This is a genomic window from Rhizobium rhizogenes NBRC 13257, assembly GCF_000696095.1.
Lineage (GTDB): Bacteria > Pseudomonadota > Alphaproteobacteria > Rhizobiales > Rhizobiaceae > Rhizobium > Rhizobium rhizogenes.
On record NZ_BAYX01000002.1, the window covers coordinates 513,738 to 530,918 of the forward strand.

General features: G+C 58.7%; 28 protein-coding genes. 27 read left to right on the plus strand and 1 reads right to left on the minus strand.

Annotation, left to right across the window (positions count from 1 at the left end):
* Positions 1 to 11 precede the first annotated feature (11 nt).
* From rpsS to rplQ, 22 genes are all read left to right on the plus strand, one after another.
* On the plus strand, positions 12 to 290 hold the full coding sequence (gene rpsS / locus RRH01S_RS06505) for a 30S ribosomal protein S19 (RefSeq protein WP_007690757.1): 279 nt from the start codon (positions 12 to 14) through the stop codon (positions 288 to 290).
* A gap of 2 nt (positions 291 to 292) precedes the next feature.
* Entirely contained in the window at positions 293 to 691 is a 399-nt protein-coding gene (rplV, locus tag RRH01S_RS06510) for a 50S ribosomal protein L22 (protein ID WP_007690758.1), read from the plus strand.
* Entirely contained in the window at positions 691 to 1,416 is a 726-nt protein-coding gene (gene rpsC, locus RRH01S_RS06515) for a 30S ribosomal protein S3 (protein ID WP_007690761.1), read from the plus strand. Before rplV ends, rpsC begins: the two co-directional genes overlap by 1 nt.
* 36 nt (positions 1,417 to 1,452) lie before the next feature.
* Positions 1,453 to 1,866: a 50S ribosomal protein L16 gene (gene rplP / locus RRH01S_RS06520; protein WP_004118395.1), complete on the plus strand. Its 414-nt coding sequence runs from the start codon at positions 1,453 to 1,455 to the stop codon at positions 1,864 to 1,866.
* A gap of 11 nt (positions 1,867 to 1,877) precedes the next feature.
* Positions 1,878 to 2,078, plus strand: a complete 201-nt coding sequence (gene rpmC / locus RRH01S_RS06525) for a 50S ribosomal protein L29 (protein WP_007690763.1) — start codon at positions 1,878 to 1,880, stop codon at positions 2,076 to 2,078.
* 12 nt (positions 2,079 to 2,090) lie between these two features.
* Positions 2,091 to 2,330, plus strand: coding sequence for a 30S ribosomal protein S17 (gene rpsQ / locus RRH01S_RS06530; protein ID WP_007690764.1), 240 nt, complete (start codon positions 2,091 to 2,093; stop codon positions 2,328 to 2,330).
* Positions 2,331 to 2,555: 225 nt separating this feature from the next.
* Entirely contained in the window at positions 2,556 to 2,924 is a 369-nt protein-coding gene (rplN, locus tag RRH01S_RS06535; protein ID WP_003573790.1) for a 50S ribosomal protein L14, read from the plus strand.
* Between the two features lie 12 nt (positions 2,925 to 2,936).
* Positions 2,937 to 3,245 carry a 50S ribosomal protein L24 gene (gene rplX / locus RRH01S_RS06540; RefSeq protein ID WP_007690770.1) on the plus strand — a complete coding sequence of 103 codons (309 nt, stop codon included), beginning with the start codon at positions 2,937 to 2,939 and terminating at the stop codon, positions 3,243 to 3,245.
* Complete coding sequence (rplE, locus tag RRH01S_RS06545; RefSeq protein WP_007690773.1) at positions 3,238 to 3,795, plus strand: 50S ribosomal protein L5; 558 nt, start codon at positions 3,238 to 3,240, stop codon at positions 3,793 to 3,795. The genes rplX and rplE overlap by 8 nt, the downstream gene beginning before the upstream one ends.
* Positions 3,796 to 3,828: 33 nt before the next feature.
* Entirely contained in the window at positions 3,829 to 4,134 is a 306-nt protein-coding gene (gene rpsN / locus RRH01S_RS06550; protein ID WP_007690775.1) for a 30S ribosomal protein S14, read from the plus strand.
* A 12-nt stretch (positions 4,135 to 4,146) separates the two neighbouring features.
* Entirely contained in the window at positions 4,147 to 4,545 is a 399-nt protein-coding gene (rpsH, locus tag RRH01S_RS06555) for a 30S ribosomal protein S8 (RefSeq protein WP_007690778.1), read from the plus strand.
* A gap of 42 nt (positions 4,546 to 4,587) precedes the next feature.
* Entirely contained in the window at positions 4,588 to 5,121 is a 534-nt protein-coding gene (rplF, locus tag RRH01S_RS06560; protein WP_007690780.1) for a 50S ribosomal protein L6, read from the plus strand.
* 12 nt (positions 5,122 to 5,133) lie between these two features.
* Positions 5,134 to 5,496, plus strand: coding sequence for a 50S ribosomal protein L18 (gene rplR / locus RRH01S_RS06565; protein ID WP_007690781.1), 363 nt, complete (start codon positions 5,134 to 5,136; stop codon positions 5,494 to 5,496).
* Positions 5,497 to 5,625: 129 nt separating this feature from the next.
* A complete protein-coding gene (rpsE, locus tag RRH01S_RS06570) occupies positions 5,626 to 6,195 on the plus strand; it encodes a 30S ribosomal protein S5 (protein WP_007690783.1) in 570 nt (189 codons plus the stop codon).
* Positions 6,196 to 6,208: 13 nt separating this feature from the next.
* Complete coding sequence (gene rpmD, locus RRH01S_RS06575; protein WP_007690786.1) at positions 6,209 to 6,421, plus strand: 50S ribosomal protein L30; 213 nt, start codon at positions 6,209 to 6,211, stop codon at positions 6,419 to 6,421.
* 16 nt (positions 6,422 to 6,437) lie between these two features.
* The gene (gene rplO / locus RRH01S_RS06580; RefSeq protein WP_007690788.1) at positions 6,438 to 6,908 is read left to right on the plus strand and encodes a 50S ribosomal protein L15; all 471 of its coding nucleotides are present in this window, start codon (positions 6,438 to 6,440) and stop codon (positions 6,906 to 6,908) included.
* Between the two features lie 225 nt (positions 6,909 to 7,133).
* Entirely contained in the window at positions 7,134 to 8,474 is a 1,341-nt protein-coding gene (gene secY / locus RRH01S_RS06585) for a preprotein translocase subunit SecY (RefSeq protein ID WP_007690789.1), read from the plus strand.
* Entirely contained in the window at positions 8,471 to 9,121 is a 651-nt protein-coding gene (locus RRH01S_RS06590; RefSeq protein WP_007690790.1) for an adenylate kinase, read from the plus strand. Before secY ends, RRH01S_RS06590 begins: the two co-directional genes overlap by 4 nt.
* Positions 9,122 to 9,339: 218 nt before the next feature.
* Positions 9,340 to 9,708, plus strand: a complete 369-nt coding sequence (rpsM, locus tag RRH01S_RS06595) for a 30S ribosomal protein S13 (RefSeq protein ID WP_007690791.1) — start codon at positions 9,340 to 9,342, stop codon at positions 9,706 to 9,708.
* A 133-nt stretch (positions 9,709 to 9,841) separates the two neighbouring features.
* On the plus strand, positions 9,842 to 10,231 hold the full coding sequence (gene rpsK, locus RRH01S_RS06600; protein WP_003547577.1) for a 30S ribosomal protein S11: 390 nt from the start codon (positions 9,842 to 9,844) through the stop codon (positions 10,229 to 10,231).
* Between the two features lie 103 nt (positions 10,232 to 10,334).
* Positions 10,335 to 11,345 (plus strand): DNA-directed RNA polymerase subunit alpha, encoded by a 1,011-nt coding sequence (locus RRH01S_RS06605; RefSeq protein ID WP_007690792.1) that lies wholly within the window; start codon positions 10,335 to 10,337, stop codon positions 11,343 to 11,345.
* 47 nt (positions 11,346 to 11,392) lie between these two features.
* Positions 11,393 to 11,815, plus strand: coding sequence for a 50S ribosomal protein L17 (rplQ, locus tag RRH01S_RS06610; protein WP_007690793.1), 423 nt, complete (start codon positions 11,393 to 11,395; stop codon positions 11,813 to 11,815).
* Between the two features lie 97 nt (positions 11,816 to 11,912).
* Here the strand turns inward: rplQ and RRH01S_RS06615 are convergent, their stop codons facing one another.
* A complete protein-coding gene (locus RRH01S_RS06615) occupies positions 11,913 to 12,782 on the minus strand; it encodes a DUF817 domain-containing protein (RefSeq protein ID WP_034518447.1) in 870 nt (289 codons plus the stop codon).
* A gap of 240 nt (positions 12,783 to 13,022) precedes the next feature.
* Here RRH01S_RS06615 and RRH01S_RS06620 point away from each other — a divergent pair, with 240 nt between their 5' ends.
* From RRH01S_RS06620 to RRH01S_RS06640, 5 genes are all read left to right on the plus strand, one after another.
* Positions 13,023 to 13,421 (plus strand): ribosomal maturation YjgA family protein, encoded by a 399-nt coding sequence (locus RRH01S_RS06620; protein ID WP_034518445.1) that lies wholly within the window; start codon positions 13,023 to 13,025, stop codon positions 13,419 to 13,421.
* Positions 13,422 to 13,530: 109 nt separating this feature from the next.
* The gene (locus tag RRH01S_RS06625; RefSeq protein ID WP_034518442.1) at positions 13,531 to 14,007 is read left to right on the plus strand and encodes a MarR family winged helix-turn-helix transcriptional regulator; all 477 of its coding nucleotides are present in this window, start codon (positions 13,531 to 13,533) and stop codon (positions 14,005 to 14,007) included.
* The gene (locus tag RRH01S_RS06630; RefSeq protein WP_042470350.1) at positions 14,004 to 16,076 is read left to right on the plus strand and encodes an FUSC family protein; all 2,073 of its coding nucleotides are present in this window, start codon (positions 14,004 to 14,006) and stop codon (positions 16,074 to 16,076) included. Before RRH01S_RS06625 ends, RRH01S_RS06630 begins: the two co-directional genes overlap by 4 nt.
* 4 nt (positions 16,077 to 16,080) lie before the next feature.
* Positions 16,081 to 16,290: a DUF1656 domain-containing protein gene (locus tag RRH01S_RS06635; protein ID WP_034518438.1), complete on the plus strand. Its 210-nt coding sequence runs from the start codon at positions 16,081 to 16,083 to the stop codon at positions 16,288 to 16,290.
* Complete coding sequence (locus tag RRH01S_RS06640) at positions 16,287 to 17,177, plus strand: efflux RND transporter periplasmic adaptor subunit (protein WP_034518434.1); 891 nt, start codon at positions 16,287 to 16,289, stop codon at positions 17,175 to 17,177. The genes RRH01S_RS06635 and RRH01S_RS06640 overlap by 4 nt, the downstream gene beginning before the upstream one ends.
* Positions 17,178 to 17,181: the final 4 nt, after the last annotated feature.

The window sequence follows — 17,181 nt, forward strand, 5'->3', positions numbered from 1 at the left end:
GGAAGTCTCAAGTGGCTCGTTCAGTATGGAAAGGTCCGTTTGTTGACGGCTATCTTCTCAAGAAGGCTGAGAAGGTGCGCGAAGGCGGACGCAGTGAAGTAATCAAGATCTGGAGCCGTCGCTCCACGATCATGCCGCAGTTCGTTGGTCTTACCTTCGGCGTCTACAACGGCAGCAAGCACATTCCGGTCAGTGTCAACGAAGACATGGTCGGTCACAAGTTCGGTGAGTTCGCCCCGACCCGCACCTACTACGGTCACGGCGCGGACAAGAAGGCGAAGAGGAAGTAACAATGGGCAAGGCAAAAGCCGAACGCCGGCTGAAGGACAATGAAGCGCAGGCAGTTGCGCGCACGCTCCGCGTCAGCCCGCAGAAGCTCAACCTGGTTGCAGCGTCTATCCGCGGCAAGAAGGTTGATCGTGCACTCGCAGAGCTGGAATTCTCCCGCAAGCGTATCGCAGGCGCCGTCAAGAAGACGCTTGAATCTGCGATCGCCAATGCAGAGAACAACCATGATCTCGACGTTGACTCGCTGGTCGTGGCGGAAGCTTACGTCGGCAAGTCGATCGTCATGAAGCGTTTCCACGCTCGTGGCCGTGGTCGTGCGTCTCGCATCGAGCGTCCGTTCGCCCACCTGACGATCGTTGTTCGTGAAGTGGAAGCTGTGGAAGCTCAAGGGGAGGCCGCATAATGGGTCAGAAAATCAATCCAATCGGTTTTCGTCTCGGCATCAACCGTACCTGGGATAGCCGCTGGTTTGCGGACAATGCCGAGTACGGCCAGCTTCTCCACGAAGACCTGAAGATGCGTAAGTTCGTCATGGACGAACTGAAGCAGGCTGGTATCTCTAAGGTGGTCATCGAGCGTCCGCACAAGAAGTGCCGCGTCACGATCCACTCGGCTCGTCCGGGCCTGATCATCGGCAAGAAGGGCGCAGACATCGACAAGCTCCGCAAGAAGCTGTCGGACATGACGAATTCTGAAACGCACCTCAACATCGTTGAAGTTCGCAAGCCGGAAATCGACGCTGTTCTGGTTGCCCAGTCGATCGCTCAGCAGCTCGAGCGTCGTGTGGCTTTCCGCCGCGCTATGAAGCGTGCTGTTCAGTCCGCGATGCGTCTTGGCGCCGAAGGCATCAAGATCACCTGCGGTGGCCGTCTCGGCGGCGCTGAAATCGCTCGTACGGAATGGTATCGCGAAGGTCGCGTGCCGTTGCATACGCTGCGCGCCGATATCGATTACGGTACGGCTGAAGCAGAAACCGCATTCGGCATCTGCGGCATCAAGGTTTGGATCTTCAAGGGCGAAATCCTTGAGCATGATCCGATGGCCTCCGAACGCCGTGCGCTGGAAGGCGACGCCCAGGGTCCGGCTAGCCGTGATCGCGATAGAGACCGCCGCCGCGATAACGCTTGATAGCGTACGTGGCAGATAAGTTCGGAGAATAGAAAAATGTTGCAGCCAAAGCGTACGAAGTACCGGAAGCAATTTAAGGGCCGCATCAAGGGCGTTGCCAAGGGTGGTTCTGATCTGGCGTTCGGCGAATTCGGCCTGAAGTCGCAGGAACCCAACCGCGTCAATGCTCGTGAGATCGAAGCGGCTCGCCGCGCGATCACGCGCTACATGAAGCGTGCCGGCCGTGTATGGATCCGCGTGTTCCCGGATGTTCCGGTAACCGCAAAGCCGACCGAAGTCCGTATGGGTAAGGGTAAAGGCTCTGTCGAATACTGGGCATGCAAGGTCAAGCCCGGCCGTATGATGTTCGAGATCGATGGTGTGAGCGAAGAAATCGCTCGTGAGGCTCTGCGCCTCGGCGCCGCCAAGCTCTCGGTCAAGACGCGCTTCGTGCAGCGCATTGCAGAGTAAGGAAGAAGCTCATGAAAGCCGCAGATGTTCGCGCCCTGAGCGCCGACCAACTCAAGGACGAGCTTGCCAAGCTGAAGAAGGAGCAGTTCAATCTGCGCTTTCAGAAGGCAACTGGCCAGCTTGAAAAGTCCTCGCGCATCAACGAAGTCCGCAAGGATATCGCCCGCGTGAAAACCATTGCCCGCCAGAAGGCGGCAGAAGCAAAGGCCTAAAGGAAAAATAACATGCCGAAGCGCATTCTGCAGGGCGTCGTGGTCAGCGACAAGAACGAGAAGACGGTAGTTGTCCGCGTTGAGCGTCGTTTCGCTCACCCGCTGCTCCAGAAGACCGTTCGTCGTTCCAAGAAGTACAAGGCTCACGACGAAAACAATCAGTACAAGGTCGGCGACACCGTTTCCATCGAGGAATGCGCGCCGATCTCCAAAGACAAGACCTGGACGGTCGTTTCCGCCCAGTCCAAGTAACAGAATTTCGCTCAGGCCCTTGCGTCTGGGCGAAATATCTGTATGAAGCACGAGCTTGGAAGCAGGACGCTCGAGTACGAGCGTTCTTTTGCTTTATTGATGGCCGGCAAAGGTAACCCTGGTGGTTCCGCACGCTGGAGAAATCAGACAAGAGACTAGTCCATAAGCCGGGGTAGGGGGTCGTTAGACCCAACCATTCCGGTAACAACAAGAAGGCGACCTGACATGATTCAGATGCAAACAAACCTCGACGTGGCGGATAATTCCGGCGCACGTCGTGTCATGTGCATCAAGGTGCTGGGCGGCTCGAAGCGCAAGTATGCCTCGATCGGCGACGTTATCGTCGTTTCGATCAAGGAAGCCATTCCGCGCGGCCGCGTGAAGAAGGGTGACGTGATGAAGGCGGTGGTCGTTCGCACCGCCAAGGATATCCGTCGTCCGGATGGCAGCGTCATCCGCTTCGATACCAATGCAGCAGTCCTCATCGACAACAAGAAAGAGCCGATCGGCACCCGTATCTTCGGACCGGTTCCGCGCGAACTTCGCGCCAAGAACCACATGAAGATCATCTCGCTGGCTCCAGAAGTACTGTAAGGGAGCGGAGCGATGCAAAAGATCCGTAAAGGCGACAAGGTTGTCGTATTGGCCGGCAAGGACAAAGGTCGTACCGGCGAAGTCATTCAAGTAATGCCGAAGGAAGACCGTGCGGTCGTCCGTGGCGTCAACGTCATCAAGCGCCATCAGCGCCAGACGCAGACCCAGGAAGCTGGCATTATCAGCAAGGAAGCCTCGCTTCACCTGTCCAACCTGGCAATCGTCGACAAGGACGGCAAGCCGACCCGCGTCGGTTTCAAGGTTGTAGAAGGCAAGAAGGTCCGCGTGGCCAAGACCTCGGGAGAAGTGATCGATGGCTGAGGTAAAGTACGAGCCGCGGCTCAAGAAGGAATATGTTGCCCGCATTCGTGCGGCGCTGCAGGAGAAGTTCTCCTACGCCAACGAAATGCAGATCCCGAAGCTCGATAAGATCGTGATCAACATGGGCGTTGGCGAAGCAACGGCTGATTCGAAGAAGCCGACTGTTGCTGCCGCCGACCTCGCAGCGATTGCCGGCCAGAAGCCGGTCATCACCCATGCGCGCAACTCCATCGCTGGCTTCAAGGTCCGCGAAAATATGCCGATCGGCGCCAAGGTAACCCTTCGCGGCGCCCGTATGTATGAGTTCCTGGATCGTCTGGTCAACATCGCGCTCCCGCGCGTTCGCGACTTTCGCGGCCTGAACCCGAAAAGCTTTGACGGTCGTGGCAACTTCGCCATGGGCATCAAGGAGCACATTGTGTTCCCTGAGATCAACTACGATAAGGTTGATCAGATGTGGGGCATGGACATCATCGTTTGCACGACGGCGACAACGGATGACGAAGCTCGGGCTCTTCTGAAAGAGTTCAACTTCCCGTTCCGTCAATAACCGTAACGACGAGCGTAGAAAAGGAACCTAAATATGGCGAAGACAAGCGCAGTTGAAAAGAACAAGCGCCGCCGCAATACGGTTGCCACTCAATCCGCAAAGCGGGCTGCTCTGAAGGCAATCATCATGAACCAGTCTCTCCCGATCGAGGACCGGTTCAAGGCCACACTGAAGCTGGCATCGCTCCCGCGCGATGGATCGAAGACCCGCATTCGCAACCGTTGCGAAGTATCGGGCCGTCCGCGTGCGTACTACCGCAAACTGCGCATGTCGCGTATCGCGCTGCGTGAACTCGGCAATTTCGGCAAGGTGCCGGGCATTGTCAAGTCGAGCTGGTAAGGAGCAGATTAGATGACTATGACTGATCCTTTGGGCGATATGCTCACCCGCATCCGCAACGGCGCTTCGCGTCGCAAGTCGTCGGTTTCGACGCCTGCTTCCAAGCTCCGTGCACGCGTTCTCGATGTTCTCCAGGCTGAAGGCTACATTCGTGGCTACTCCGTCGTCGATTTCGGCAACGGCAAGTCTGAGCTCAGCATCGAACTCAAGTACTATGAAGGCTCATCGGTGATCCGCGAGATCGGCCGTGTGTCTAAGCCGGGCCGCCGAGTTTATGTCTCGGTCAAGTCCATTCCGCAGGTCGCGAACGGTCTCGGTATCATTATCCTTTCGACTCCGAAGGGCGTAATGGCCGACCACCAGGCTCGTGAACAGAATGTTGGTGGTGAGGTTCTTTGCTCGGTCTTCTAAGGCCGAACATGGATCTCCTTCGAAACAGACAGGTTTGAAAAAATGTCTCGTATCGGTAAGAAGCCCGTTCAGGTGCCTGCAGGAATCACGGCCTCGGTTGATGGCCAAAAGGTGACTGCTAAGGGCCCCAAGGGCGAACTGTTTTTCGTTGCTAACGACGAAATCGGTCTCAAGCTGGAAGATAATGCAATTGTCGTAACGCCGCTTAGCAACTCCAAGGATGCTCGTTCGAAGTGGGGCATGTCCCGCACGATGATCGAGAACATCCTGAAGGGTGTTAAGGAAGGCTACGAGCGGAAGCTCGAAATCAACGGCGTCGGCTACCGTGCCGCCCTGCAGGGCAAGAACCTGCAGCTCGCGCTCGGCTTCAGCCACGACGTGGTTTACGAGCCGCCGGAAGGCATTACGATTGCTGTGCCGAAGCCGACGGAAATCGTCGTCAGCGGCATCAACAAGCAGCAGGTCGGCCAGGTTGCCGCTGAAATCCGCGAATATCGCGGTCCTGAGCCCTACAAGGGCAAGGGCGTTAAGTATGCCGGCGAGCGGATCGTCCGCAAAGAAGGCAAGAAGAAGTAAGGATCACGCGAAATGGCTAGCAGGAAAGAAGCACTTGCACGTCGTGCCAACCGCGTGCGCCGTCAACTCAAGTCGGTGGCCAATGGCCGTCCGCGCCTGTCGGTTCATCGCTCGTCGAAGAACATCTACGTTCAGGTCATCGATGATGCGGCCGGCAAGACGCTTGCGTCTGCCTCCACGCTCGATAAGGATCTGCGCGGTTCTCTGAAGACCGGTGCCGACACAGCCGCCGCCGCCCTCGTTGGCAAGCTCGTCGCCGAGCGTGCCACCAAGGCAGGCGTCAAGGAAGTCGTGTTCGATCGCGGCGCCTTCATCTACCACGGCCGTATCAAGGCCCTGGCTGAAGCAGCTCGCGAAGGCGGTCTGTCCTTCTAATCAAGTTTCCGGCCGGCAGCTTTAAGCGCCGGCCGGATATTCACCGGACCGCACGTTTCCCCGTAAGGGGAGGGCATGCGGTCTTTGTTGTTTGCCGATTGCACCCGGAAAAGAAAAAGGAAGAGGACAATGGCACAGGAAAAGAGGGGCTCGCGGGATGACCGTCAGAGCCGTGAAGAGCGCGATAGCGAATTCGTCGACAAGCTGGTCGCGATCAACCGTGTCGCCAAGGTTGTAAAGGGTGGCCGCCGTTTCGGTTTCGCCGCTCTCGTCGTTGTTGGTGACCAGAAGGGCCGCGTAGGCTTCGGTCATGGCAAGGCACGCGAAGTGCCGGAAGCTATCCGCAAGGCCACTGAAAGCGCCAAGCGCGATCTGATCTTTGTACCGCTGCGCGACGGCCGTACGCTGCATCACGACGTCCATGGCCGTCATGGCGCTGGCAAGGTTCTGCTGCGCTCGGCCAAGGTCGGTACCGGTATCATCGCCGGCGGCCCGATGCGCGCCGTTTTCGAAACGCTCGGCGTTCATGACGTCGTTGCCAAGTCGACCGGTTCGTCGAACCCGTACAACATGGTTCGCGCTACGTTCGACGCCCTGAAGCACCAGGTTCACCCGAAGGACATCGCAGCTCAGCGCGGCATCAAGTATGCCACTCTGCAGGCTCGTCGCTCCGCTTCGGGCAATGCCTCTGAAGAATAAGGGAGTTTGACCTATGGCCAAGACGACCAAGAAGGCTGAAGCCAAGGCGACCGTTACGGTCGAGCAGATTGGCAGCCCCATCCGCCGTCCGGATGTTCAGCAGAAGACGCTGATCGGTCTCGGACTGAACAAGATGCACCGTCGCCGCACGCTGGAAGATACTCCGGCCGTTCGTGGCATGATCCGTGCTGTCCAGCATCTCGTTCGCGTAGTCGACGAGAAGTGAGCCGGAGGTAATCGCTATGAAATTGAATGAGATCAAGGATAACGAAGGCTCGACCCATAGCCGCAAGCGCCTCGGCCGCGGCATTGGCTCCGGCTCCGGCAAGACCGGCGGCCGTGGTGTTAAGGGTCAGAAGTCCCGTTCGGGCGTTGCGATCAACGGCTTCGAAGGCGGTCAGATGCCCATCTACCGTCGTCTGCCGAAGCGCGGCTTCAACAACATCTTCGCTGCCGATTACGTTGTCGTATCGCTGGCGCGCATCCAGGTTGCGGTTGACGCCGGCAAGCTCGACGCCAAGAAGACCATCGATGCTGCCGCTCTCAAGGCTGCCGGCGTGATTCGCCGCGTCAAGGACGGCGTTCGGGTTCTCTCGGACGGCGAACTGAAGGCGAAGATTTCGCTGGAAGTTGCAGGCGCCTCCAAGCCGGCGGTCGAAAAGATCGAAAAGGCTGGCGGTTCCATTAAGCTGCTCGCTTCTGCCGCAGAATAATCTTATCAATAAGTCGCCCGGGGTGCTTCACACCGGGCGATTTTGCTCCCATATGTGTGCCTCACGAACCTGAATGATGCAGCTGTGTCTTTCCGGTGAATAACGGGACCCCAGGGTGAGGCATCCGATTGCAGTGCAATCCGTCCGAAGCCCGGCTTTTGAACAATTTGAAAACTGATTCCGGACCCGGCCGATTTTGCCGGAATTGGTAGTGCGGAGATTTGCATGGCTTCTGCTGCGGAACAATTGGCGTCCAATCTCAATTTCTCGACCTTTGCCAAAGCCGAGGATCTCAAGAAGCGCTTGTGGTTCACGCTCGGAGCTCTCCTGGTTTACCGACTGGGAACTCATATCCCGCTTCCGGGTCTCAACCCGGCGGCCTATGCCCAGGCGTTCCAGAATCAGTCTGGCGGCATTCTCGGCCTCTTCAACATGTTTTCCGGCGGCGCCGTCCAGCGCATGGCGATTTTCGCGCTCGGTATCATGCCCTACATCTCCGCTTCGATCATCGTGCAGCTCATGACCTCGGTCGTGCCGGCGCTCGAGAACCTGAAGAAGGAAGGCGAGCAGGGTCGTAAGATCATCAACCAGTACACCCGCTACGGCACGGTGCTGCTCGGCGCATTGCAGGCCTATGGCATTGCGATTGGCCTTGAGCATGGCAATGGCGTCGTTCTCGATCCGGGCTGGTTCTTCCGCATTTCGACCGTCATTACGCTGCTCGGCGGCACGATGTTCCTGATGTGGCTCGGCGAGCAGGTGACTTCGCGCGGTATCGGCAACGGTATTTCGCTGATCATCTTCGCGGGCATTGCAGCCGGTCTGCCGACGGCACTTGCCGGTACGCTCGAACTTGGCCGCACCGGCGCTCTGTCGACGGGCCTCATTCTCCTCGTGCTTGTCGTGGCTGTCCTGGTCATCGCATTGATCGTCTTCGTCGAGCGCGCTCAGCGCCGCCTGCTGATCCAGTATCCGAAGCGCCAGGTCGGCACCCGCATGTTCCAGGGTGACACCTCGCATCTGCCGCTGAAGCTCAACACCTCGGGCGTTATCCCGGCGATCTTCGCGTCTTCGTTGCTGCTGCTGCCGGCGACCATTGCCGGCCTCGGCACCAATACGGCGCTGCCGACCTGGGTCACCTCGATCGTCGCGGCCCTCGGGCACGGCCAGCCGCTCTACATGGTGCTCTACGCCGCCCTGATCGCCTTCTTTGCCTTCTTCTATACCGCGCTGGTCTTCAATCCGAAGGATACGGCCGATAATCTGAAGAAGCATGGCGGCTTCATTCCGGGCATCCGTCCGGGTGATCGCACCGCCGAATATATCGACTATGTGCTGACCCGTATCACGGTCATCGGCGCGATCTATCTCGTCTTCGTCTGCATTCTGCCCGAAATTCTCGTGTCCCAGACCGGTATTCCGTTGGCGCTGGGTGGCACTTCGCTTCTGATCGTGGTTAGCGTAACGCTGGATACGGTGGCACAGATTCAGGGTCACCTGATCGCACAGCAATACGAAGGCCTGATCAAGAAATCGAAGTTGCGTGGAGGAAAGAGGGGGCGATGAGATTGATACTTTTAGGGCCGCCGGGTGCAGGTAAGGGAACCCAGGCCCAGCGTATCGTGGAAAAGCATGGCATTCCGCAGCTTTCCACGGGGGATATGCTGAGGGCCGCCGTGGCGGCCGGGACTGAAGTAGGCAAGCGCGCCAAGGCCGTCATGGACGCCGGCAAGCTTGTTTCAGACGACATCGTCAATGCCATCGTGTCCGAGCGAATCGATCAACCGGATTGCGCCAGGGGCTTTATCCTCGATGGTTTTCCGCGGACGCTCGTTCAGGCCGATGCGACGGAAGCGATGTTGAAGGCGAAGGGTCTCGAGCTCTCCGCCGTGATCGAGATCAAGGTGGATGACGCCGTGCTCGCCGATCGTATTTCGGGCCGTTATACCTGCGCCAACTGCGGCGCCGGCTATCACGACGAAAATCTGAGACCGAAGGTGGAGGGTGTGTGCGACCGTTGCGGTTCCACACATTTCAAACGCCGGGCCGACGACAACAGGGAAACGGTCGTCGAGCGTCTGCAGGTCTACTACAAGGAAACCTCGCCGCTCATCGGCTATTACTATGCCAAGGGCAAGCTTCAGTCGGTCGACGGCATGGCGGATATCGAACATGTGACCGCCAATATCGAGGCGATCCTCTCTAAGCTTTAGATAGCTTAAAATAAACTTGCCGGGAGCGGTTGCTTTTTTGCACTGATTCCGTTAAACACCGCGCCAACTCGCGACATACCAAGCGATCGGCGCGGATTTCCATCGGGAAGTCCGGGTACGGTCGTTTTGACGTGTTACGGATCTAATCGAACAAGCAGCTCCCGGGCTGCATAACAAAAGCCCTTTGCTCAGGCAAAAGGAATGCAAGGAGAACAGGCGTGGCTCGTATCGCTGGCGTCAACATCCCGACTGCAAAGCGCGTAGTTATTGCGCTTCGCTACATTCACGGGATCGGACCGAAGTTTGCACAGGAAATCTGCGAGAAGGTCGGTATTCCGGCCGAGCGTCGCGTCAACCAGTTGACGGACGCTGAAGTTCTGCAGATCCGCGAAACCATCGATCGCGATTATCAGGTCGAAGGCGACCTTCGTCGTGAAACCTCGATGAACATCAAGCGTCTGATGGACCTTGGCAGCTACCGTGGCCTGCGCCATCGTCGCAGCCTTCCGGTTCGCGGCCAGCGCACCCACACCAATGCCCGCACCCGCAAGGGTCCGGCAAAGGCCATCGCTGGTAAGAAGAAGTAATTTCCGGGAAACCGGATTTGGGAGGCTGGCGGTCTGCGCCGGCCTCTTTTGAGTTTGGAACGGCGCCGATCGGGCGCTGCTCCGGTGGAGCCGCTGGCATTACGGCGGTGCAGAGATCCAAGAAAGGACTACCATGGCCAAGGAAGCCGTACGCGTTCGCCGTCGCGAGCGTAAAAATATTTCGTCGGGCGTTGCGCACGTCAACTCGACCTTCAACAACACGATGATCACCATCACCGACGCACAGGGCAACGCTATTGCCTGGTCGTCCGCTGGTGCCAAGGGCTTCAAGGGTTCGCGCAAGTCGACCCCGTTCGCTGCCCAGATCGCTGCTGAAGACTGCGCCAAGAAGGCCCAGGAACATGGCATGAAGTCGCTGGAAGTTGAAGTTTGCGGTCCGGGTTCCGGTCGTGAATCCGCTCTGCGCGCACTCCAGGCTGCCGGTTTCATGATCACGTCCATCCGTGACGTGACGCCGATCCCGCACAATGGTTGCCGCCCGCGCAAGAAGCGCCGCGTCTGATCATCGCCACTCACGACACCGGCCGGCGCATATGTGTCCGGCTCGGTGCTTTTCAAGCTCGGTTGTCACGATTGGATGGTGACAACGAACGGAAGGCAAGAATATGATTCAGAAAAACTGGCAGGAACTGATCAAGCCGAACAAGGTCGAGTTCACCTCGAGCGGCCGCACCAAGGCAACGCTCGTGGCCGAACCGCTGGAGCGTGGCTTCGGCCTCACCCTCGGCAACGCGCTGCGTCGCGTTCTGCTGTCCTCTCTGCGCGGTGCCGCTGTGACGGCCGTGCAGATCGACGGCGTGCTGCATGAGTTCTCCTCTATCCCGGGCGTCCGGGAAGATGTGACGGACATCGTGCTGAACATCAAGGAAATCGCCATCAAGATGGATGGCGATGATGCCAAGCGCATGGTCGTCCGCAAGCAGGGCCCCGGCGTCGTAACGGCTGGCGATATTCAGACGGTCGGCGATATCGAAATCCTCAACCCCGAGCATGTGATCTGCACGCTCGACGAGGGTGCCGAAATCCGCATGGAATTCACCGTCAATAACGGCAAGGGCTATGTCCCGGCCGAGCGTAATCGTGCGGAAGATGCTCCTATCGGTCTCATCCCGGTCGACAGCCTTTATTCGCCGGTCAAGAAGGTGTCCTACAAGGTTGAAAATACCCGCGAAGGACAGGTTCTCGACTACGACAAGCTGAGCATGTCGATCGAAACCGATGGTTCGATCACCGGTGAAGATGCAGTCGCTTTCGCGGCCCGCATCCTCCAGGATCAGCTTGGCGTGTTCGTCAACTTCGACGAGCCGCAGAAGGAAGCCGAAGAAGAAGCAGTTACCGAACTTGCTTTCAACCCGGCGCTCCTCAAGAAGGTGGACGAACTGGAACTGTCTGTTCGCTCGGCAAACTGCCTGAAGAACGACAACATCGTCTATATCGGCGACCTCATTCAGAAGACCGAAGCAGAAATGCTCCGCACGCCGAATTTTGGTCGCAAGTCGCTGAACGAAATCAAGGAAGTTCTCGCTTCCATGGGTCTGCACCTCGGCATGGAAGTGCCGGCATGGCCGCCTGAGAACATCGAAGATCTCGCCAAGCGATACGAAGACCAATACTAACCAACAAACTGCAGGTGGATGATGCCTGCAAGTGAAGGAGAATAGCAATGCGCCACGGTAAAGCCGGCCGCAAGCTGAATAGAACTGCTAGCCACCGTAAGGCGATGTTCGCCAACATGGCGGCTTCGCTCATCACCCATGAGCAGATCGTCACCACTCTGCCGAAGGCGAAGGAAATTCGCCCGATCGTCGAGAAGCTGGTTACCCTCGGCAAGCGCGGCGACCTGCACGCTCGTCGTCAGGCCATCTCGCAGATCCGCGACGCCGTTGTCGTTGCCAAGCTGTTTGATGCGATCGCAACGCGTTACGCCACCCGCAACGGCGGCTACCTGCGTATCATGAAGGCCGGCTTCCGCCAGGGCGACAATGCCGCTCTCGCAGTCGTCGAATTCGTCGATCGCGACACCTCTGCCAAGGGCGCAGCCGACAAGGCCCGCGTTGCCGCCGAGGAAGAAGCCGCAGCCGCTTAAGGCTCGCTTCTGACAGACAATCGAAAGGCCGGATGAGCGATCATCCGGCCTTTTTCTGTTCCTTGTGTCCAGACACGTCGTTTCCAGTGCTGCGGCACTATTGGGGAATATGAACGTGTTTCTTGATGTGCTTCAGGTTGGCGACGATGGTGAAGATCATGATGACGAGAAGTGACCAGGAACTCCATTTTCCGATATGGACTGCGGACCAGGCTCCGAGTTGATTTGGGTATCTCCAGATGCCGAAAAAGGTGCTGATGTTCTCCGCCAGCCAAATGAAGAAGCCGATCAAGATGAAGGACAGCAGCAGCGGCATGCGGCGGTCGTGATCGTAGGGGCGGAAGATAACTGTGGAGCGCGAGTAGAGCCCCAGCGTGCAAGCCACGATGTACCAGCGATAATCGCCGATATAATGATGCGTGAAGAAATTGGCATAGATGGCGACCGCCATCAGGCCCGCCATCCAATAGGGCGGATGATGTTTGATGCGCAGATCGAGCAGGCGCCACGCCTGGATGATGTAGCTGCCGATGGCGGCGTACATGAAGCCGGAAAATAGCGGGACGCCGAAGAGCTTGGTGTAGGCAAAGTCCGGATAGGCCCAGGATTGTATGCTGCCGGACGTCTTGAAGACTTCGAGTGCAAAGCCCACGACATGGAAGAGGCAGACCGCTTTCAACTCGTCGACAGTTTCCAGCTTCGCCCAGACCATCCAGATTTGAATGGCGAGTGCAATGATGAGCAGGACGTCATAGCGCGGAATGTGAAGGATACCCGCATGTGGAATCGTGAAGATCGCCAGGAAAAACAGCCCCACGAAAACACAGGCGCGGGCCTCCTTTATGCCGAAGAACAGGAACTCGACGGCAAACCGACGGATGCCCTTGAGATCGGAGTGAGCAGGCATGCGGGTGAGGTAGCTATCGAGAGACGGCAAAAGCTTTTCGAGTGCAGCGACTTTGGACATTTTCAGTATTTCTCGCTCTAGGCGCTGATGATGTCTCGGATGGCAATGTTGATGACAGGAAGAGCGTGGCGAAATTGCAGCTCAACATTGTGCTGACACGCGTGAATTTTCCGTATCCAGGGTGGCGCTGCATGCTCTTGCTTTTCAAGAAGATCGTGGGCTACCTGCGTCTGAGATTGATGTCTGTCGGTCGGCGAGGTACGATATTTGGAGGTCCGGAAAAGTGACGTGTCGAGAAGGATGTTGCTGCTTTCCGCTCTCGTCCTGACCATTGCCTGCGGTCTCGTCCTCAGGCGATTTGGATACGAAGCGCATCTGCCTTTTACCGTCGTCAAATATGGCGGCTCGATCCTGTGGGGATCGATGGTCTATTTTCTGCTGGCGTCGATAGTGGTCACTGCGAAGCCCTCGAAGATCGCTGTGGCCGCAGTATTGATTGCCATTTGCGTCGAAGTGTTCCGGCTGGTTCATATGCCGTGGCTGGACGCGTTTCGATTGATGTTCGCCGGCGCTCTATTGCTCGGCCGCGTGTTTTCCCTGTGGAACATACTGGCCTATGCCACCGGAATAGCCGCGGCTCTGGCGCTTGATGCCGCTCTTTCGGCGGGAAGGGGAGATCGGCAGAAGCCGGCGGCATGAAAATCCGCTTCATCGCTCATCCTTGATTGCATAGCTGCATTTCCGTTTTGGCAGGCTCATTTTGATGAGATCGTTTGAATCCTAACTAATTTAATGCTAATAGATAGCCATGAAATCGTTTAACGCTCTCCAGCGAATCTTCACGGCTAACCTTCTGACGACCGGTCGCCAGTGGCGGCGGGTCGTTGACCTTGTCCTGAGTTCCCATGGGATCTCGGAGGCGTCCGCCGCACCATTGCTGTGGATCGGCCGTCTCGGCGGCGGGGTGCGGCAGGTGGTTCTTGCCAATTATGTCGGCATCGAAGGCCCGTCGCTGGTGCGCTTGCTCGATCAGCTCGAAGGTCTCGGGCTTGTCATGCGCAAGGACGATCCGACGGACCGCCGGGCGAAAGGCTTGTGGCTGACCACAGAGGGTGAGGCACTTGCGACGCGCATGGAGGAGACGCTCGACGAATTGCGCGGCAGGATCCTCGCCAATGTCGACAAGGCCGATATCGAAGCCGCGATCCGTGTCTTGCAGGCCTTCGAAGATTTCGAGGCGCCGAAGGCGTCCGGAACCAATCAACAGCGCGAGGAGGCATTATGAGCCTCCCGTCCTGGCGTGATTGGCTGTTTTCCGGCAAGGCCTTTGTGGCCGCTATGCTCGCGCTCTTCATCGCATTGTCTCTGGACCTTCCGCGCCCTTACTGGGCGATGGCGGCCGTCTACGTCGTTGCCAATCCGCTTGCGGGGGCAACGAGCTCGAAAGCGCTCTTTCGCGCGCTCGGCACGCTCCTGGGCGCCTCCGCCGCCGTCTTTTTCGTTCCGATTTTCGTCAATGCACCTATGCTCCTTTCCATCGTCATCGCGCTGTGGACAGGCACGCTGTTGTTCATATCGATGCTTGATCGGACCTCGCGCAGCTACGTCTTCATGCTGGCCGGATACACGCTGCCCATGATCGCCCTGCCGACCGTCGGCGCTCCGGAAACAGTTTTCGATGTTGCGCTTGCCCGCTCGGAAGAAATCCTCATCGGCATTGCCTGCGCCAGCGTCGTCAGTGCCGTCTTTTTCCCGACCAGCGTGCGCTCGGTCCTTGGTCAGCGCATCACGACATGGCTCGACGATGCCGGCAGCTGGGCCGACGAGATCCTGCGCGGGGAGGGTGCTTCGCCCGCCACGCCGCTGAAGCGGCAGAAGCTTGCCTCAGATGTCACCGGCCTCGATCTCATCATCAGCCAGCTCGGCTATGATGCCGACAGCCGCGATATCGTCCGCCATTCCCGCGAGCTGCGCGGTCGCCTCCTGATGCTGCTGCCGCTCTTCTCATCGCTGGCCGATCGCCTGCATGCGTTGAAGGCGAGGGAAAAGGCGTTGCCTTATGAACTCCTCGCGGTCATGAACGAAGTGGCCGATTGGCTGTCCCAAGGTGGCAAGGGCGAAACCGATAAGACGGCTATCCTCCTCTCCGGAAAGATCGAGGCTTTACAGAATGCCGATCCCGATCTGAACTGGGATGACCTTGTGCTCTCCAGCGCGCTCGCACGGCTGAAGGAAATCGTCGATCTGTGGCAGGATTGCCTGACGCTGCGCAATGAGATCGTCGCCGGCAAGCGAGCTGGTTCCTGGCACCCCGCCTTTCGCCATCGCGACGTCGTCGGGCGCAGCCGGCATTATGATTATGCCTTGCTGGCTTTCTCCGCCGGTTCGGTTGTCGTCGGCATCTTCATGGCCTGCTTCTTGTGGATCGTGACCGGCTGGGAAGACGGCGCCGGCTTCGTGACCATGGCCGCCGTCGCCTGTTCCTTCTTTGCCGCGCTTGATCGTCCGGCGCCGTTCATCACCTCGATGTTCGTCTGGACCGCATTCAGCCTGGTGATCGCCTTCATCTATCTCTTTGGCATATTGCCGGGCATCAACAGCTACGAACTGCTTGTGCTGGCATTCGCGCCGCCATTCCTGGTAATCGGCCTGCTGATCCCGCGGCCGCAGTCGAACATGCTCGCCATGCTGCTGACGGTGAACGGCGCCACCTTCATCGCACTGCAGGATCACTATACGGCCGATTTCAGCACTTTCATCAATGGCGCGATTGCCGCCTTGGCAGGCGTCGGCTTCGCGCTGGTCTGGACGCAACTGACGCGGCCGTTCGGCTCTGAACTTGCCGCATCGCGGCTGGTGCGGGCCGGCTGGAGCGATCTTGCCGAGACCGCCGCCGGTGCGCGGAGAGGCGATCATACGCGTCTGTCCGGCCGCATCCTCGATCGCCTCGGCCAGCTCGTTCCCCGCCTTGCCGCAGTCGAGGACCGCGAACTGAAAAAGGTCGACGGCTATGCCGACGTTCGCCTGGGCTTCAACGTGCTCATGTTGCAGAAGGAACGCCCGCAGCTCAGCACCGCCGGCGCATCTTCGGTGGGCACGGTTCTTTCCGGTGTCGCGGATTTCTATCGCTCGCGGGTAAAGGCGGGGCAGGCCATCGATCCATCGGAGGGATTGCGCCAGTCTATCGACAACAGCCTGGAAGCGATTGCGCTCCGGGATGGGTCGGCGGGCCGTCCTAGCCTCGATGCCCTGGTCGGTCTGCGCCGGGCGCTCTTTCCCCATGCCGAGCCGCCGCAAAGCTGGCAGCCGCCTATGTCGGATACGTCCTCACCTCTTTCCATCGCAGCCGAGTAACATCATGCCCGCAGAATTCGATCTTTATGGCGTCTATATCCCACGCCTCCTTGTCCTGATGCTCGTGACGCTGCTCGCCGTCATTCCCCTCCGTCGCCTTCTCGCAAGGGTTGGGGCCTATGCCCTGGTCTGGCATCGCGGTCTCTTCGATCTCGCGCTCTATGTCCTGCTGCTTGGCGCGGCTTCCTCACTCTCCCGTTGGTACTTCACATGAACACGTTCAAAATGATCGGCCGCCTTTTCGTTACCCTTATCTTTGTCGTCGGAGCTGTCTTCGTCGGCCGAGAGCTCTGGGGGCATTACATGGATGAGCCATGGACGCGCGATGCGCGCCTGCGCGCCGATGTCGTCGGCATCGCGCCGGATGTCGCGGGCCTCGTCAGCGACGTGCTGGTCAAGGATAACCAGACCGTCAACAAGGGCGACGTCCTCTTCCGTGTAGACCGGGAGCGCTTCGCCATTGCGCTGGCGCAGGCTGATGCAGCGCTGGAAAGCAGCAAAGCCGCGCTCGATCAGGCCCATCGTGAAAACCAGCGACAGTCGCGTCTCGGCGACGCAGGTTCCCTGCAGCAGAAAGAGCAGGCGCTGACCGCCGAGCAGCAGGCCGATGCGGCCTTCCGCCAGGCGCAAGCCAGTCGCGATCTCGCCCAGCTCAATCTCGATCGCTCCGAGGTTCGCGCCACCGTGAACGGCAGGATCTCGAACCTGAGCCTGCGTCCGGGCGACTACGTGACGGCCGGCAGCGCTGAAGTGGCGCTGATCGACAGCGATTCCCTGCGCGTCGAGGGCTATTTCGAGGAAACCAAACTGCCGCGCATCCATGTCGGTGACGAGGTCTCCATCCACCTGATGGGCCAGACCGAAAAGCTGACCGGCCATATCGAGAGCATCGCCAACGGCATAGAGGATCGCGAGCGCACCTCCGGCAGCATGCTTGCCAATATCACGCCCACTTTCAGCTGGGTTCGCCTGGCGCAGCGCGTGCCGGTTCGCATTGCGCTCGACAAGGTGCCAGACGGCACCAAGCTGATTGCCGGGCTGACGGCAACCGTCGAGGTGCAGGAACAGGGCCAGGCCAAGATCGCCAGCGCTGCGGAATGAACGT

What these genes read in the sequence shown, in the direction of transcription:
- rplV (WP_007690758.1), top strand. Translation starts at nt 293, where the DNA reads ATGGGCAAGGCAAAAGCCGAACGCCGGCTGAAGGACAATGAAGCGCAG.
- rpsC (WP_007690761.1), top strand. Translation starts at nt 691, where the DNA reads ATGGGTCAGAAAATCAATCCAATCGGTTTTCGTCTCGGCATCAACCGT.
- rplP (WP_004118395.1), top strand. Translation starts at nt 1,453, where the DNA reads ATGTTGCAGCCAAAGCGTACGAAGTACCGGAAGCAATTTAAGGGCCGC.
- rpmC (WP_007690763.1), top strand. Translation starts at nt 1,878, where the DNA reads ATGAAAGCCGCAGATGTTCGCGCCCTGAGCGCCGACCAACTCAAGGAC.
- rpsQ (WP_007690764.1), top strand. Translation starts at nt 2,091, where the DNA reads ATGCCGAAGCGCATTCTGCAGGGCGTCGTGGTCAGCGACAAGAACGAG.
- rplN (WP_003573790.1), top strand. Translation starts at nt 2,556, where the DNA reads ATGATTCAGATGCAAACAAACCTCGACGTGGCGGATAATTCCGGCGCA.
- rplX (WP_007690770.1), top strand. Translation starts at nt 2,937, where the DNA reads ATGCAAAAGATCCGTAAAGGCGACAAGGTTGTCGTATTGGCCGGCAAG.
- rplE (WP_007690773.1), top strand. Translation starts at nt 3,238, where the DNA reads ATGGCTGAGGTAAAGTACGAGCCGCGGCTCAAGAAGGAATATGTTGCC.
- rpsN (WP_007690775.1), top strand. Translation starts at nt 3,829, where the DNA reads ATGGCGAAGACAAGCGCAGTTGAAAAGAACAAGCGCCGCCGCAATACG.
- rpsH (WP_007690778.1), top strand. Translation starts at nt 4,147, where the DNA reads ATGACTATGACTGATCCTTTGGGCGATATGCTCACCCGCATCCGCAAC.
- rplF (WP_007690780.1), top strand. Translation starts at nt 4,588, where the DNA reads ATGTCTCGTATCGGTAAGAAGCCCGTTCAGGTGCCTGCAGGAATCACG.
- rplR (WP_007690781.1), top strand. Translation starts at nt 5,134, where the DNA reads ATGGCTAGCAGGAAAGAAGCACTTGCACGTCGTGCCAACCGCGTGCGC.
- rpsE (WP_007690783.1), top strand. Translation starts at nt 5,626, where the DNA reads ATGGCACAGGAAAAGAGGGGCTCGCGGGATGACCGTCAGAGCCGTGAA.
- rpmD (WP_007690786.1), top strand. Translation starts at nt 6,209, where the DNA reads ATGGCCAAGACGACCAAGAAGGCTGAAGCCAAGGCGACCGTTACGGTC.
- rplO (WP_007690788.1), top strand. Translation starts at nt 6,438, where the DNA reads ATGAAATTGAATGAGATCAAGGATAACGAAGGCTCGACCCATAGCCGC.
- secY (WP_007690789.1), top strand. Translation starts at nt 7,134, where the DNA reads ATGGCTTCTGCTGCGGAACAATTGGCGTCCAATCTCAATTTCTCGACC.
- RRH01S_RS06590 (WP_007690790.1), top strand. Translation starts at nt 8,471, where the DNA reads ATGAGATTGATACTTTTAGGGCCGCCGGGTGCAGGTAAGGGAACCCAG.
- rpsK (WP_003547577.1), top strand. Translation starts at nt 9,842, where the DNA reads ATGGCCAAGGAAGCCGTACGCGTTCGCCGTCGCGAGCGTAAAAATATT.
- RRH01S_RS06605 (WP_007690792.1), top strand. Translation starts at nt 10,335, where the DNA reads ATGATTCAGAAAAACTGGCAGGAACTGATCAAGCCGAACAAGGTCGAG.
- rplQ (WP_007690793.1), top strand. Translation starts at nt 11,393, where the DNA reads ATGCGCCACGGTAAAGCCGGCCGCAAGCTGAATAGAACTGCTAGCCAC.
- RRH01S_RS06615 (WP_034518447.1), bottom strand. Translation starts at nt 12,782, where the DNA reads ATGTCCAAAGTCGCTGCACTCGAAAAGCTTTTGCCGTCTCTCGATAGC.
- RRH01S_RS06620 (WP_034518445.1), top strand. Translation starts at nt 13,023, where the DNA reads ATGTTGCTGCTTTCCGCTCTCGTCCTGACCATTGCCTGCGGTCTCGTC.
- RRH01S_RS06625 (WP_034518442.1), top strand. Translation starts at nt 13,531, where the DNA reads ATGAAATCGTTTAACGCTCTCCAGCGAATCTTCACGGCTAACCTTCTG.
- RRH01S_RS06630 (WP_042470350.1), top strand. Translation starts at nt 14,004, where the DNA reads ATGAGCCTCCCGTCCTGGCGTGATTGGCTGTTTTCCGGCAAGGCCTTT.
- RRH01S_RS06635 (WP_034518438.1), top strand. Translation starts at nt 16,081, where the DNA reads ATGCCCGCAGAATTCGATCTTTATGGCGTCTATATCCCACGCCTCCTT.
- RRH01S_RS06640 (WP_034518434.1), top strand. Translation starts at nt 16,287, where the DNA reads ATGAACACGTTCAAAATGATCGGCCGCCTTTTCGTTACCCTTATCTTT.